The organism is Nonomuraea sp. NPDC049625, assembly GCF_040675285.1.
Taxonomy (GTDB): Bacteria; Actinomycetota; Actinomycetes; order Streptosporangiales; family Streptosporangiaceae; genus Nonomuraea; species Nonomuraea angiospora_A.
In genome coordinates this window covers 34642-48132 of sequence record NZ_JBFAOQ010000023.1, presented here as the reverse complement: position 1 = coordinate 48132, position 13491 = coordinate 34642, and the positions used below count along the sequence as shown (strand labels likewise).

General features: G+C 71.4%; 15 protein-coding genes. 9 read left to right on the top strand and 6 right to left on the bottom strand.

Translation table 11 applies throughout. The features are described from left to right. The first annotated feature begins 18 nt into the window (after positions 1-18). The 3 genes from AB0J87_RS55980 to AB0J87_RS55970 are packed head-to-tail and all read left to right on the top strand — an operon-like array spanning position 19 to position 3433. The gene (locus tag AB0J87_RS55980) at positions 19-945 is read left to right on the top strand and encodes a sugar ABC transporter permease (protein WP_355208670.1); all 927 of its coding nucleotides are present in this window, start codon (positions 19-21) and stop codon (positions 943-945) included. Continuing rightward, positions 942-1748: a carbohydrate ABC transporter permease gene (locus tag AB0J87_RS55975; RefSeq protein WP_355208673.1), complete on the top strand. Its 807-nt coding sequence runs from the start codon at positions 942-944 to the stop codon at positions 1746-1748. Before AB0J87_RS55980 ends, AB0J87_RS55975 begins: the two co-directional genes overlap by 4 nt. A gap of 17 nt (positions 1749-1765) precedes the next feature. After that, a complete protein-coding gene (locus AB0J87_RS55970; protein ID WP_363982570.1) occupies positions 1766-3433 on the top strand; it encodes a hypothetical protein in 1668 nt (555 codons plus the stop codon). A gap of 3 nt (positions 3434-3436) precedes the next feature. Here the strand turns inward: AB0J87_RS55970 and AB0J87_RS55965 are convergent, their stop codons facing one another. The 5 genes from AB0J87_RS55965 to AB0J87_RS55945 form a co-directional block, all read right to left on the bottom strand. Continuing rightward, on the bottom strand, positions 3437-5242 hold the full coding sequence (locus tag AB0J87_RS55965) for an RICIN domain-containing protein (RefSeq protein ID WP_363982567.1): 1806 nt from the start codon (positions 5240-5242) through the stop codon (positions 3437-3439). A 164-nt stretch (positions 5243-5406) separates the two neighbouring features. Beyond that, complete coding sequence (locus tag AB0J87_RS55960; protein WP_363982564.1) at positions 5407-6648, bottom strand: MFS transporter; 1242 nt, start codon at positions 6646-6648, stop codon at positions 5407-5409. A gap of 47 nt (positions 6649-6695) precedes the next feature. After that, positions 6696-7256, bottom strand: a complete 561-nt coding sequence (locus AB0J87_RS55955; RefSeq protein ID WP_355208685.1) for a TetR family transcriptional regulator — start codon at positions 7254-7256, stop codon at positions 6696-6698. Continuing rightward, complete coding sequence (locus AB0J87_RS55950) at positions 7253-7837, bottom strand: sugar O-acetyltransferase (protein WP_363982866.1); 585 nt, start codon at positions 7835-7837, stop codon at positions 7253-7255. Before AB0J87_RS55950 ends, AB0J87_RS55955 begins: the two co-directional genes overlap by 4 nt. A 165-nt stretch (positions 7838-8002) precedes the next feature. Beyond that, positions 8003-8794, bottom strand: coding sequence for a TetR/AcrR family transcriptional regulator (locus tag AB0J87_RS55945; RefSeq protein ID WP_363982560.1), 792 nt, complete (start codon positions 8792-8794; stop codon positions 8003-8005). Between the two features lie 85 nt (positions 8795-8879). Between AB0J87_RS55945 and AB0J87_RS55940 the strand changes: the two genes are divergently transcribed. Both AB0J87_RS55940 and AB0J87_RS55935 read left to right on the top strand, forming a co-directional pair. Next, the gene (locus AB0J87_RS55940; protein WP_363982557.1) at positions 8880-9824 is read left to right on the top strand and encodes an ATP-binding cassette domain-containing protein; all 945 of its coding nucleotides are present in this window, start codon (positions 8880-8882) and stop codon (positions 9822-9824) included. Continuing rightward, positions 9821-10639, top strand: a complete 819-nt coding sequence (locus AB0J87_RS55935; protein WP_363982554.1) for an ABC transporter permease — start codon at positions 9821-9823, stop codon at positions 10637-10639. Before AB0J87_RS55940 ends, AB0J87_RS55935 begins: the two co-directional genes overlap by 4 nt. An 81-nt stretch (positions 10640-10720) precedes the next feature. On the opposite strand, the gene AB0J87_RS55930 is transcribed toward AB0J87_RS55935, so the two are convergent. Continuing rightward, positions 10721-10894 carry a CsbD family protein gene (locus tag AB0J87_RS55930; RefSeq protein WP_363982551.1) on the bottom strand — a complete coding sequence of 58 codons (174 nt, stop codon included), beginning with the start codon at positions 10892-10894 and terminating at the stop codon, positions 10721-10723. Between the two features lie 222 nt (positions 10895-11116). Here AB0J87_RS55930 and AB0J87_RS55925 point away from each other — a divergent pair, with 222 nt between their 5' ends. From AB0J87_RS55925 to AB0J87_RS55910, 4 genes are read left to right on the top strand one after another with little or no spacing between them, the layout of a single operon-like run. Beyond that, complete coding sequence (locus AB0J87_RS55925; protein ID WP_363982548.1) at positions 11117-11248, top strand: hypothetical protein; 132 nt, start codon at positions 11117-11119, stop codon at positions 11246-11248. After that, positions 11248-12180: an EamA family transporter gene (locus AB0J87_RS55920; protein WP_363982545.1), complete on the top strand. Its 933-nt coding sequence runs from the start codon at positions 11248-11250 to the stop codon at positions 12178-12180. Before AB0J87_RS55925 ends, AB0J87_RS55920 begins: the two co-directional genes overlap by 1 nt. Positions 12181-12200: 20 nt before the next feature. Continuing rightward, a complete protein-coding gene (locus tag AB0J87_RS55915; protein WP_363982542.1) occupies positions 12201-13043 on the top strand; it encodes a PLP-dependent aminotransferase family protein in 843 nt (280 codons plus the stop codon). After that, entirely contained in the window at positions 12944-13405 is a 462-nt protein-coding gene (locus tag AB0J87_RS55910) for a hypothetical protein (protein ID WP_363982539.1), read from the top strand. Before AB0J87_RS55915 ends, AB0J87_RS55910 begins: the two co-directional genes overlap by 100 nt. Positions 13406-13491: the final 86 nt, after the last annotated feature.

Here is a 13491-nt window from a genome sequence, read left to right as displayed (position 1 = left end):
CGAGTCATACAGGAACCCGTGCGTTCCGCCCGGACGACGGCCCACGGTCACCGGGCGGCACGCGCGCGGTCGGGCCAGTGGGCGGCCTGGGCCTTCCTCGCCCCGGTCGTGCTCTACCTGCTGGCCTTCTACGCCTATCCGCTCTACCGCAACGCCGAGCTGAGCCTACGTAATTACACGGTGCGCTCGTTCGTGCAGGGCGACGCCCCGTTCGCCGGGTTCGCCAACTACGCCAAGGTCTTCGCGGACGCGACCTTCGGGCCCGCGCTGTGGCACACGGTGGTGTTCACGCTGGTCTCGCTGGCCTTCCAGTTCGTCATCGGGCTCGCGCTGGCGCTGTTCTTCCTGAAGAACTTCCGGCTGTCCGCCACGCTCAGGGGGCTGTTCCTGGTGCCGTGGCTGCTGCCGCTGATCGTGTCGGCCTCGACGTGGTCGTGGATGCTCAACAGCGACTCCGGCGTGGTCAACGCCGTCCTGGACTGGTTCGGGATCGGGCCGGTCAACTGGCTGACCTCGCCGGACTGGTCGCTCTGGTCGGTCATCATCGCCAACATCTGGATCGGCATCCCGTTCAACCTCGTCGTCCTCTACTCCGGGCTGCAGGCGATCCCGCCGGCCATCTACGAGGCCGCCGCGCTGGACGGGGCGGGCGGGTGGCAGCGGTTCTGGAAGGTGACGTTCCCGCTGCTGCGGCCGGTGTCGGCGATCACGCTGCTGCTCGGCCTGGTCTACACGCTGAAGGTGTTCGACATCATCTGGATCATGACCAAGGGCGGGCCGAGCGGGGCCTCGACCACGTTCGCGACCTGGTCCTACCGGCTCGGGTTCGGCAACCTGGTGCCCGCCTTCGGACCCGGCGCCGCCGTGGGCAACCTGCTCATCCTGACGGCGCTGGTCTTCGGGCTGGTCTACATCCGCGCGCAGCGCAGGCAGGCCCTGGCATGAGGCGCCTCAAGACCGCGATCGGGCTGGTGCTGACCGCCGTGATGCTGTTCCCGGTCTACTGGATGATCAACGTGTCGTTCACCCGTGACCAGGACATGCGCAAGAGCCCGCCGAACTGGTTCCCGGTCGACGGCACCCTGGACGGCTACCGGACGGTGCTGGACCAGCAGCTGCCCTATCTGGGGGTGAGCCTGGTCGTCGGGCTGGGGACGGTGGCGCTGACCCTGCTGCTCGCGGCGCCGGCGGCGTACTCGCTGGCCAAGCTGCGCCCGCGCGGCGGCGGAGCGCTGAGCTTCGTGCTGCTCGTCGCGCAGATGATCCCCGGGATCATCATGGCGATGGGCTTCTACGCCGTCTTCCTGTCCACCGGCGTGCTCAACACCGTTCCCGGGCTGATCGTGGCAGACTCCACCCTCGCCGTGCCGTTCGCGGTGCTGATCCTCACCACGTTCATGTCCGGCATCCCCGAGGAGCTGCTGCAGGCCGCCCGCACCGACGGCGCCGGGGTGGTGCGTACGTTCGTCTCGATCGTGCTGCCCGTCAGCCGCAACTCGCTCATCACGGTGTCGCTGTTCGCCTTCCTGTGGGCGTGGTCGGACTTCATCTTCGCCTCCACCCTCGACCAGGGCGGCGACCACCAGCCCATCACCCTCGGCATCTACCACTACATCGGCAACAACAACCAGGAGTGGAACGCCATCATGGCAACCGCCGTGATCGCCTCCGTTCCGGCCACGATCCTGCTCGTCGTCGCCCAGCGCTACGTCGCCGCCGGCGTCACCGCGGGCGCCGTCAAAGATTGAGAAGGGACCCTCGCTTCATGACCGTCGCCGCTTCAGGCCCGGTGTTCTCCCTGCGGGAAATCCCGTTCAGCTACCGCGGATCCTGGTTCGGCTTCTCGCCCGTGGTGGCGGAGAAGACCTACGCCGAGGACGTGCACCTGGTCTCGCACCAGACCGGCATGCACGCGATCCTGCGGCTGATCCCCACCGCCGAGACCGCCGTCACCGCCACCCCGCACCAGCTCACCTGGAGCGGTGGCGGCGGCCGGATCGACCTCGCCTACGAGAGCGCCGACACCGTACGCGTGCGCGGCCGCGGCCTCGGGCTCCGCCTGCTGGCCGCCGACCCGGTCCTGACGCCGTTCAGCGGCCCGTACTTCTACCGGGACCCCGTCGACGGATCGTACGTCTTCACCGTCTACCAGACCGGCCGCCGCTACCGGATCACCCTCCTCGCCGGGCAGGCCGAGCACCTCGGCGCGCAGACGCTGGGCAGCGCCGAACGCGGTCTCGTCCTCGGCGGCGAATGGGAGATCGCCATCGAGGAGTACGAGACCGCCCGCGCCCCCTACCTGAGCGGCCACGCCTTCGAGCAGGTGGTGAAGGCCGCGCGGGCCGAGTTCGACGCGTTCGCCGCGGCGGTCGCGCCCTGGCGCGGCGATCGCACGCCCGCCGCCGAACTGGCCGCCTACGTGCTGTGGTCGGCCACCGTACGCCCCGCCGGGTTCGTCACCCGGCCCGCCGTGCTCATGTCCAAGCACTGGATGGACAAGGTCTGGAGCTGGGACCACTGCTTCAACGCCATCGCCCTCGGCGAAGGGTTGCCCGGCCTGGCCTGGGACCAGTACCACCTGCCCTTCGACCACCAGGACGCCGCCGGCGCGCTGCCCGACTCCGTCACCCACTCCGAGATCCTCTACAACTTCGTCAAGCCCCCCATCCACGGCTGGGCCCTGCGCCACCTCCCTCCACCGCCCGACCCGGCCGAGACCTACCGGCTGCTGGAACGCTGGACCACGTTCTGGCTCGACGCCCGGCGCGCCCCGGGCCGGACGCTGCCGCACTACCAGCACGGCAACGACAGCGGCTGGGACAACGCCACCACCTTCGACCCCGAGCGCGTCGTCGAGACCGCCGACCTGGCCGCGTTCCTCGTGCTGCAGCTGCGCGAGCTGGCCCGCCTGGCCCCCGATCCGGGCACGTCCGCCCGGTGGAGTACGCAGGCCGACCGGATGCGCGACGCGCTCCTGGCCGAGCTGTGGGACGGCGAGAAGTTCGTCGCCCGGGGCGCGCTCTCGGGGCGTACCTGGTCCAGCTCCAGCCTGCTCGACCTCATGCCGATCGTGCTGGGGGAGGAGCTGCCGCACCCCGTCCGGGCGGCGCTGGCCGCCCGGATCGAGCGGCACCTGACCGCGTTCGGGCCCGCCACCGAGCTGCCCGGCTCGCCGCACTACCTGGACGACGGCTACTGGCGCGGCCCCATCTGGGCGCCCTCGACCGTACTGATCGAGGACGGGCTGCGCCGCGCCGGTTACCCGGACCTGGCCGACGAGATCAGCGCCCGCTTCCGCGCGCTGTGCGAGGCGTCGGGGTTCGCCGAGAACTTCGACGCCCGCACCGGCGAGGGACTGCGCGATCGCGCCTACACCTGGACGGCCAGCGCCTACCTCCACCTGGCCGCCGCCCACGAGAGGCGCAGGACGTGACGCTCAGCGGCCCCAGAGCCGCCAGGTCTGGTTGAGCGGACTGGCCTGGCCGGCCGGGTTGCAGGTCCACTGGTGGACGGGAGCCCTGGGCGCGGTCGAGATGGTGCTGACGTCGACGCACTTGCCGCTGTGGCGGGCGACGAGCTGGTGGTCCCGGGGATCGTTGCCCGCGTAGGTGACCCTGCGCAAGGTGAACTGCTGGTTCTGGGCTCCGCCGGCGCACGTCCACTGGCGCACCGGCGCGCCGTCGGCCGTGGAGGAAGCGTTCACGTCGAGGCACTTCCCGCTCTGCTGGTTGACCAGCGTGTAGGTGTTCGCCACGCCGGCGACCGGCCGGAAGTTCCACAGCTGCTGGTCGCCGCCCTCGCAGTAGAACTGCTGCTGCACGTTGCCGTCGGCCGTGCCGAGGTCGGTGTTGTCCAGGCACTGCTGGGAGTGTTGCGCGACGGCGACGGACTGGAAGCCGCCGTCCGACGGCGGCAGCAGGGTGATGGTGAACGTGTCGTCGGCGTTGGTGTGCGGCAGGTTCAGCGTGGCGGCGTTGCCGGACAGCGTCAGGACCGTGTTCTGCACGGTGATCGGCCCCTGGACCGCGCCGCCGCCGTTGAACGGGATGCGCTGGACGACCGCGCGGACCTGGTTGTTCTGCACGATGCCGCTGGTGGCGTCGAGCCGCCGGAGACCGACGGCGACGTTGCCGGTCGTCCCGCCGCCGCCCACGAGGATCTTGGCCGCGCCGGCCGTCCTGGTGGCGAAGGCGTCGTAGGACGTGCTCGGGGTCACCGAGACGATCTGGCCGGTCTGGGAGCCGTAGAAGCGGTAGACCCACCACTCGCCCTTGGGCAGGTGCTGCCCCGCGCTGTTGCGAATGAGCAAGCTCGCCAGATCGTTGTGCAGGTTGCCGGCACTGGCCCAGTTCGCGCGCAGCCCGTCGGCGCCCGCCCGCTCCAGCCGGGCGATGTACCACGCGCCGTCTCCCGGGTTCTGCTCGTTGGACGCGGCGTACTCGTTGATCTGGTACGGCCGCGGATGCGGGATGCCGCGCGCGTCGAGCGTGGCGTTGGCGGCCGCCACGTTGGCCACCGGGTCGCCGGGGAGGGAGTGCCAGCTGACGATGTCGGGGACGACGTTGTTGGCGCGGACGAAGTCGAGGTAGGCGTTCCAGAAGGGGTGCGTGGTGGAGGGCACGCAGGCGCAGCTGGGGCCGACGATCAGGTGGCCGGGGAACGCGGCGCGGATGCGCTGGTAGCTGCGGCGCCACAGCTCGAAGTACTGGGCCTGCGGGCGGTTCCAGAACAGGGAGAGGTTGGGCTCGTTCCAGATGTCCCACTGCACGGTGATCCCGGCGGCCCGCACGTCGTTGATCAGGCGGGTGAGGAAGGCGTCGTAGTCGGACCAGTCGCCGTTGTCGCCGGGGAAGCGCGAGATCGGATACCCGTCGGCTCCCCACAGGTCGTGGGGGAGGATGATGAACTGGCCGCCGAGCGCGATCGTCCGGCGGGCCTGGGCCAGCGTCGCGTTCCACCTGCGGTCGTAGGCGCCCGAGACCCAGCCGCCCGGCGAGCCGAGTTGCGCGCCGCCGGCCCGCATGTACCGGAACTTCACGTCGCGGAAGAAGTGGTCCGCCGGTCCTGACGCGTTCTCCGTCATGCCGTAGATCCAGCCGGACGCGCGGTAGGCCGGTGCGCCGCCGGCCACGGAGAAGTCGACGCTGATGGATTCGTCCGCGGCCTGCGCCGGCGCCGGGACGGCCTGGAGGGTGACGGCGATGAGCATCGCGGCCAATGCGCGGCGTGGGGTGGTCTTCATCTTGGGTGGCTCCTTCGAGGGATGGGGGGAGGGCCACGAAGGGAATCGATTCGGCATGCTGGGGTGCAGGTATAACAAGGTGTGTTTCGGGATGTTAGCGAATCGATTCGATGAGATCGTAGATCTCCTTTCGGAGACGTGTCAACGGCGGCGGGCGCGGCGGTTCAGGCGGGGGTGCGGTTCACCAGGACGCGGGCCAGGACGAACGTGACGGCGCCGGCCAGGACGACGGAGAGCAGGCCGACGCGCAGGCTGGTGAGGTCGGCGACGAACCCGACGAGGGGAGGCGACAGCAGGAACCCTCCGCGCAGCAGCCAGCTGACGATGGTCAGTCCGGCGCCGGCGGGCAGGCCGGGCAGTTCGTCGGCGGTGTGCATGGCGGCCGGGACGAGGGTGGCGACGCCGAGCCCGGCGAGGGCGAAGCCGGCCAGCGCGGTCGGAACCGACGGCATGGCCAGGGCGGCGCCCATGCCGACCGCGGCCAGCGCCCCTCCGGAACGCACGACCGTACGCTGCCCGAAGCGGTCCACGACGCGGTCGCCGGTGAGGCGGCCGACGGTCATGGCGACCTGGAGGGCCACGACGGCCAGACCGGCGGTGGCGGCGTCGGTGCGCAGGTCGCCGCTGAGGTAGAGGGCGCCCCAGGACGCGCCGGCGTCCTCGATGAGGGTGCCGCACGCGGCCAGCACGCCGAGCGCGGCAAGCATCCGTACGGCGGCGCCGGTGAACGAGCGCCGGCCGGCACGGCGGGCCGGCCGGCCGTCCTGGGTCTCGGCACGGGCCGGGTGGCCGTCCTGGGCCTCGGCAGAGCGTTCGGCGTCCTCCGGGCCGGGGAGCAGGAACCGGTAGGCGACGAGGGCGGTCACGCTGAACAGCGTCGCGGAGATGCCCAGGTGGACCGCGAGGGGCATGTCGAGGCCGGCGGCGGCCGAGCCCATCAGGCCGCCCAGGACCGCGCCGATGCTCCACACGCCGTGCAGCGAGTTGACGATGGACCGGCCGTACAGACGTTGCACCCGCAGGCCGTGGGCGTTCTGCGCGACGTCGACGATCGCGTCGAGAGCGCCCACGACGAACAGCACGCCGCCGAACGCGACCCAGTTCGGCACCAGGGGGATGAACAGCGTCGCGACAGTGGTCACCACGATCCCCAGCGACGCCACGCGCGCGGAGCGGAAGCGGCGGATGGCGGCTCCGGCGAGCAGCCCGGCCAGCAGCGCGCCGATCGGGTGCGCGGCCAAGGCAGTGCCGAAGACGGCGTTGCTCAGGCCGAGCTCGGCCTTGATCTGCGGGTATCGCGGGACGATGTTGAAGAACACGGCGCCGTTCGTGAGGAACAGCGCGGCGACGGCGGCGCGGGCCAGGCGGGCCTGGCGGGTGGGCGTGGTGGGAGGGGCAGCGGACATCGGCGTTCCGATCGCGTAGGCGCGGCGCGTAGGCGCGGCGGAGGGGATCAGCGCAGGTACCGGTGGATGGCGTGGCGGATCTGCTCGGGCGTCATCGGGTCGGTCGACAGGGCGCTGTGCAGCACGAGCCCTTCGATGAGCGCGTCGAGCTCGCGGGCGGTGGTGGCGTCGAAGTGGCGCTCCAGCGCCCGGCGGCTGCGCGCCATCCAGGCCTGGGTGACGACCCGCAGGGCCGGGTTGCGCGCCGCGGCCACGTACAGCTCCACGGTGAGGACGAGGTCGTGCCGCGAGCCGAGCAGGTCGTCCGAGACCAGCGTGATGACGGCCTCGGCCGCCGCGTCGCGGTCCCTTGCGGCGCTCAGGCGCTCGTCGAAGACGCGGGCCACCGAGTCGGCGTGCCGGGTGAACGCCTCGGCGAGCACCTCGTCCAGTGACGTGAAGTGGTAGGTCATCGAGCCCAGCGGCACGTCCGCGGCGCGGGCGATCTCCCGGTGCGTCGTCCCGGCGACGCCGCGCTCGGCGATGACGGTGAGCGCCGCGTCGATCAGCCGGTCCCGCCGCCCGGGGTCGTGCCGGCGAGGCCGCCGCGGGGTGGCGGGGCCGCTCACGGCGTGGCCGGCTCGATCGTGCGGATCACGCGGGCGGGATTGCCCACCGCGACGACGTTCGCCGGGAGATCCCGGGTGACCACCGCGCCGGCGCCGACCACGGTGTTCTCCCCGATCGTGACGCCGCCCAGGACGATCGCCCCGCTGCCCAGCCACACGTTGTCGCCGATGGTGATCGGCTCGGCGGCCTCCCACTTCGCGCGGCGGAGCTCCGGGTCGAGCGGGTGCGTCGGCGTCATGAGCTGCACGTAGGAGCCGATCTGCACGTCGTCGCCGATGACGATCGGCGCGACGTCCAGGGCGACGAGGCCGAAGTTGGCGAACGACCGGGCGCCGATGCGGAGGTGGCTGCCGTAGTCGACCCGCAGCGGCGGCCGGATCTCCGTGCCCTCGCCGATCGCGCCCAGCAGCTCGGTGAGCAGCCGGCGCCGCTCCCGCGGATCGCGGGCCGACGTCGCGTTGTACGCGTCCATCAGGTCCATGGCTCGCAGGTTGTGCTCGGCCAGCTCGGGGTCGTCGGCGATGTAGAGATCGCCGGCGAGCATCCGTTCGCGCATCGAGCGGTCATCGAAGTCGGACATCATACGTACAAGCGTACACATCCAATGTACGCACGTACATATCGGCCCGCATCGCCATTCGCGGCCTTTCCGTCGATCCGGACGAGGTCGACCGCCTGCTCGCCCTCGGAGCCGTCGCTCCCGTCCAGCTCGTCCGCGCCGGGTGATCACGCGTGGCTTGTGCGTCTATTCCCTCTCGGATGGTCGGCTACCGGCCTGCCCTGGCCCGTCCGCTTGGTGCGCCGGCGTCGGAGACCCGGCCGTTGGCGGGAGGGCCGCGGCGATGCAGTCGAGGACGCGCTGGAGCCCGTACCGGAGCTGGTCGTCGCGGCTCAGGTGCGGCTGGCGCGCCTCCATCACGATCTTGGTGAAGATCGGGTACTCCCCGCTCTTCACCAGCCGGTCGATGTACGGGTAGCTCCGCGCCATCCATTCCGACTCGCTGAGCCCGCTGCGGCGGAATTCCCTGGCCGAGCTGATCTCCTCGCGGACGGTGCCCTCGATGTAGCCGTTCAGCATGGCGATGAGGCCGAGGTTCTCGTCGATGGAGACGAAGGCGTCGAGCACTCCCATCAGCCGTTCGATCAAGAGCAGCTGGTTGGGGCCGAAGCTGGGGAGTGACCGCTGCACGGTGGAGATCCACGGGTGCCTCAGCCACATGGCCCGCAGCCCGTCGGCGTAGCGGGTCAGGTCGGCGCGCCAGTCGCCCGAGGGCATGCCCATGACGTCGATCTCGCCCATCACCTGGTCGGCCATGAGCTCGACCAGGTCGTCGCGGCTCGGGACGTACCGGTAGAGGGACATCGCGCCGGCGCCGATCTCGGCGGCGATCCGCCGCATGGTGGCGGCCTCCAGCCCTTCGGCGTCGGCGATCCGGACGGCCGCCTCGGTGATCTGCGCGCGGCTGTAGACCGGTTTCGGCCCGCGGGCGGGGCGCTCGGGCCGCATCCAGATGCTCACGTACTCGGCGTCGGTCACCGTTCGACCTCCTTGTTGCGTACATAGTACCCAGTGGTTTAGCGTGACCGCCGTAACCGCGTACAACGTACCCAGTGGAGGGGTCATGCCTGATCCGATCGTGGTCGCCGAAGGGCTGCACAAGTCCTTCGGCGACGCCCATGCCCTGCGGGGTTTGAACCTGAGCGTCCCGAGAGGAACGGTCTGCGGCGTGCTGGGGCCGAACGGCGCGGGGAAGACGACCGCGGTGCGCATCCTGGCGACCTTGTCCGATCCCGATGCCGGGCACGCCCGCATCGCCGGATACGACGTCGTCCGCGAGGCCGGCAAGGTGCGCGCCAGGATCGGGCTCGCGGGCCAGTACGCCGCCGTGGACGAGAAACTCACCGGCCGTGGCAACCTGCGCATGTTCGGGCGCCTGTCCCACCTGTCCCGGCGCGAGGCGCACCGGCGGGCCGACGAGCTGCTCGAACGCTTCGGTCTGATGGACGCCGCCGATCGGCAGGTCGCCGGCTACTCCGGCGGCATGCGGCGCCGCCTCGACCTGATCACCAGCCTCATCCTGCGCCCCGAGGTGCTCTTCCTGGACGAGCCGACCACCGGCCTGGACCCGCGCAGCCGCGGCGAGATCTGGGACAACGTCCGCGAGCTGGTGGCGGACGGCACCACGGTGCTGCTCACCACGCAGTACCTGGACGAGGCCGACCAGCTGGCCGACGACATCGCCGTCGTCGACCACGGACAGGTGATCGCCACGGGCACACCCGACGAGCTGAAGGCCACGATCGGCGACCGCCTCGACGTCACCCTCGAAGACCCCGTCGCGATGCCCGCGGCGATGACCGTCCTGAACACCCTCACCGGCACCGATCCCACGACGACGGGCGCCGATCGGCTCAGCGTCGCCCTGCCCGTCGGCGGCCTCCGGCTCGCCGGCATCGTGCGCGAACTCGACCGCGCCGGAGTCGCCGCCGCCGACGTGAGCCTGCGCCGTCCCACCCTCGACGAGGTGTTCCTGCGCCTCACCGACCGCAAGGAGTCCGTCCGATGACCGCCCTCACCTCACCACTCGGTCGCCTGCGCTGGACCTTCCTCGACGGGCTGACCCTGGTCGGCCGCGAGCTGGGACGGCTGCGGCAAGAACCCGGACAGATCATCGCCGCGCTGGTCTTCCCGGTCATCATGGTGGTGCTGTTCGGGTACGTCTTCGGCAGCGCGATCCAGGTGCCGGACGGCGGCGACTACCGCGAGTACCTCATGCCCGGCCTGTTCGCGATGGTGACCTTCTCCGCGTGGTTGGGGGTCATGACGCGGATGGCCGGCGACGCCTCCCGCGGTGTGATGGACCGGTTCCGCTCCATGCCGATGGCGCGCTTGGCGGTGCCGTTCGGGCAGACCGGCGCCGACCTGCTGACCGGCCTGCTGATGCTGGCCATCATGGTGGGCACGGGCCTGCTGGTGGGCTGGCAGCCGCACCGCGGCCTGATCCCCACGGCCCAGGCGTTCCTGCTGATGATCGTGCTGCGGTACGCGCTGAGCTGGGTGGGCGTCTATGTGGGCCTGGCGGTGAAGAACGACCAGGTCGCCGACGCGATGGTGCCGCTGGGCCTGCCGTTCACGATGCTGTCGAACGCGTTCGTCCCGACCGGCGGCATGCCGGGCTGGCTGCGCTTCCTGTCCGACTGGAACCCGGTGAGCGCGCTCACCGCCGCCTCACGAGAGCTGTTCGGCAACCCGGGCGCCCCGTCCGGAAACGTGGCCTGGCCACTCGCGCATCCCGTGACCGCCGTCCTGCTCTGGTCGGCCGCGCTGCTGGTGATCTTCGTCCCGCTGTCGCTCCGCGCCTACGTGCGCAGAGGACGCTGAACTGGTCCGCTCACCCGTCGCCGGACGGCGGACGGCGGCGGAAGCCCATTCCAGAAGGGCTTCCGCCGCCGTTGCCGAACGCTATTTCTTGAAGGCGTCCTTAGCCTTCTCCTTTGCCTGCCGCAGATTGGCCTTGGCCTTCTCTGCCTTGCCTCTGGCCTGCAGAGACTCGTTGTCGGTGAGATCGCCGACACGCTCCTTGGCCATGCCCTTGATCTCCTCGGCCTTGCCCTTGGCCTTTTCCTTCCGGGACATATTCATCTCCTCCTGTGCGTACGAACGCACACGGTTTTCCGTTATCCAGGAACGAGTTCTTCCACTGCCCGGGCGGCAGGCGAATACACGCTTCGCGGGCGCAGGCGCCCCGGCAGGGGCGAAATCGGACCTCCCTCAGGGACCGGAATCGGCCCTTTCACTCCGTCCAATCCGCCAGCAGCATGGTCAACGCACGCGATGCCCCTGAGAGAGGAAGAGATCGTGGGACGGACCCTCGTGGACATCAGCCCGCCGCCGGTCGGCTACGGCGTCGGTGTGGAGTCGCCCTTGAGCCTGGCTGGGCAGCGGCTGATCTCCTGGAACGGCGCCACCACGTCGGGTGGTGAGCACTGATGCCGACGGCGATCCTGCTCGCCCTGGCCGCCGCCGCCCTGTACGGCGCCTCGGACTTTCTCGGCGGGCTGCTGTCGCGCCGCAGCCACTACGCGCTGGTCGGGCTTGTCGGGCAGTCCGCCGCCGCGATCGGCGGGCTGGCCGCCGCGCTTGCTGTCAGCGTCCGCCCCGCTATGGGCACGATCGAATGGGGGACCGGCGGGGCGATCGGATGGGGGATCGGCGCCGGGCTCGGCGGGGCGGTCGGCACGCTGGCTCTCTACCGCGGGCTGTCCCGGGGGCGGATGAACGTGGCCGGGCCGCTGTCGGCCGTCGGCGCGGCCGGTCTGTCCATCCCGGTCGACCTGCTGTCCGGCGGTGAGTTCACCTCGCTCTCGGTTGTCGGCGTCGGCCTGGCCATCCCCGGGATCTGGCTGGTCGCCGCGCAGCCGGGCCGGCGCGGCGGCGGTGGGGTCGTTGAAGGGCTGCTGGCCGGGCTCGGGTTCGCCGCCCTGTTCGTCTGCCTCGACCGGGCCGGGGACACCGCGGGCCTGTGGCCGGTGGCCGCGAGCCAGCTGTCCGCCGTCGCCGTCCTGGCCGCCTTCGTGCTGGCCGGCCGCCGGGGCGCAGCCCGAACCACCGAAGCCGGCCGGACCGCCGAAGCCGATAGGACCGTCGAAATCGGCCGGACCGTTGGCGTCGGCCGGCCCGCCGGGGCGGCGCGGGTGCCGTGGGCGGCGGTCTGGCCGGGCGTCCTGGGCGTGTGTTCGACCGTGCTGTACACCTTGTCCACCCGCGAGGCGACACTCGCCGTCTCGGCCGTGATCACTTCCCTCTACCCCGCCTTCACGGTCGCCCTGGCCGCCCTGGTGCTGCGGGAGCGGACCAGCCTGGCGCACGCCGCCGGGCTGCTGTTGTGCGCGGCTTCCGTCGGCGCCTTCGCCGCAGGTTGAGCCTCGCTACGCTGCGACGGGTGAGCACGGTGAACTCGACCCTGGCGCACGATCTGCTGGTGGAGCTCGACCGGACCGGCGCCACGCCGCTGCACCGGCAGATCGAGGCGGTCCTGCGCGACGGCATCCGCACGGGCCGTCTGCGCCACGGCGCCTCGCTACCCTCCTCGCGCCGGCTCGCCACCGAGATCGGCGTCTCCCGCGGCGTCGTGGTCGAGGCCTACAACCAGCTCCTCGCCGAGGGCTACCTCACCAGCACCCCCGGCTCGTACACGCGGGTGGCCGCCGTACGCGGGCGGGCCGCCGCCGCGACCCCGCCGCCGCGGAGCGCCGGCCCGTACATCGACTTCGGGTACGGTCGCATCGACCCGGCCAGCTTCCCCCGCGAGGCCTGGCTGCGCTCGCTCAGGCGGGTGCTGACCAGCGCGCCGCACAGCCGGCTCAACTACCTCGACGGGTACGGCCTGCCCGAGCTGCGAACAGCTGTCGCCGACTACCTCAACCGCGTCCGCGGCACTTCCGCCGATCCCTCGCAGGTGCTCATCACCAGCGGATACGGGCAGGCGGCCGCGCTGATCATCGGCGTGCTCGCCGGCCGCGGCGCGCGCCGGATCGCCGTGGAGGACCCGTCGACCGACGACATCCGGCTGCTCGCGGGCCTGCACGGGCTCGACGTCGTCCCCCTGCCGGTGACCGGCGAGGGCATCGAACCGTCCGCTCTGGAGCGCGCGGACGCCGATCTCGTCGCCTGGGCTGGCTCGTGGTGCCGGCGCACCTGTCCGGCGCGATCGCCGAGGCCAAGCTGCTGGCCGATCGCGGCTCACCGGCCATCGAACAGCTCGCCTTCGCCGACTTCCTCGTAGGTGGCGAACTCGACCGCCACCTGCGCCGGATGCGCCCCCTCTACCGGCGCCGCCGCGACGTCCTGCTCACCCGGCTCGCCGAGTCTCTTCCCGGCTTCGAACCCACCGGGGTGGCGGCCGGGCTGCACCTCGTGGTCTGGCTCCCGGACGGCATGGGGGAGGAGGACGTGGTGGCGGCCGCCGCCGATCACGGCGTACGCGTCGCCGGCGTCGGGCCGTACCGGCTGGCCGGACCGGGACGCCAGGGACTGATCCTCGGCTACGGCGACCTGACCGAAGGCCGGATCGCCGAAGGGGTGGAGGCGCTGGCGGCCGCGGTACGCAGCCTCGGCGCCGCGTCGTTCGAGCGCTCCAGCCGCTGATCTCCGCCACCGCTTTCGGCAGGCGCAATGTCGCTCGCGGTCTCTTGACGAGCCCGATGAGGTCGTTAACACTCCCGAAATGTGGG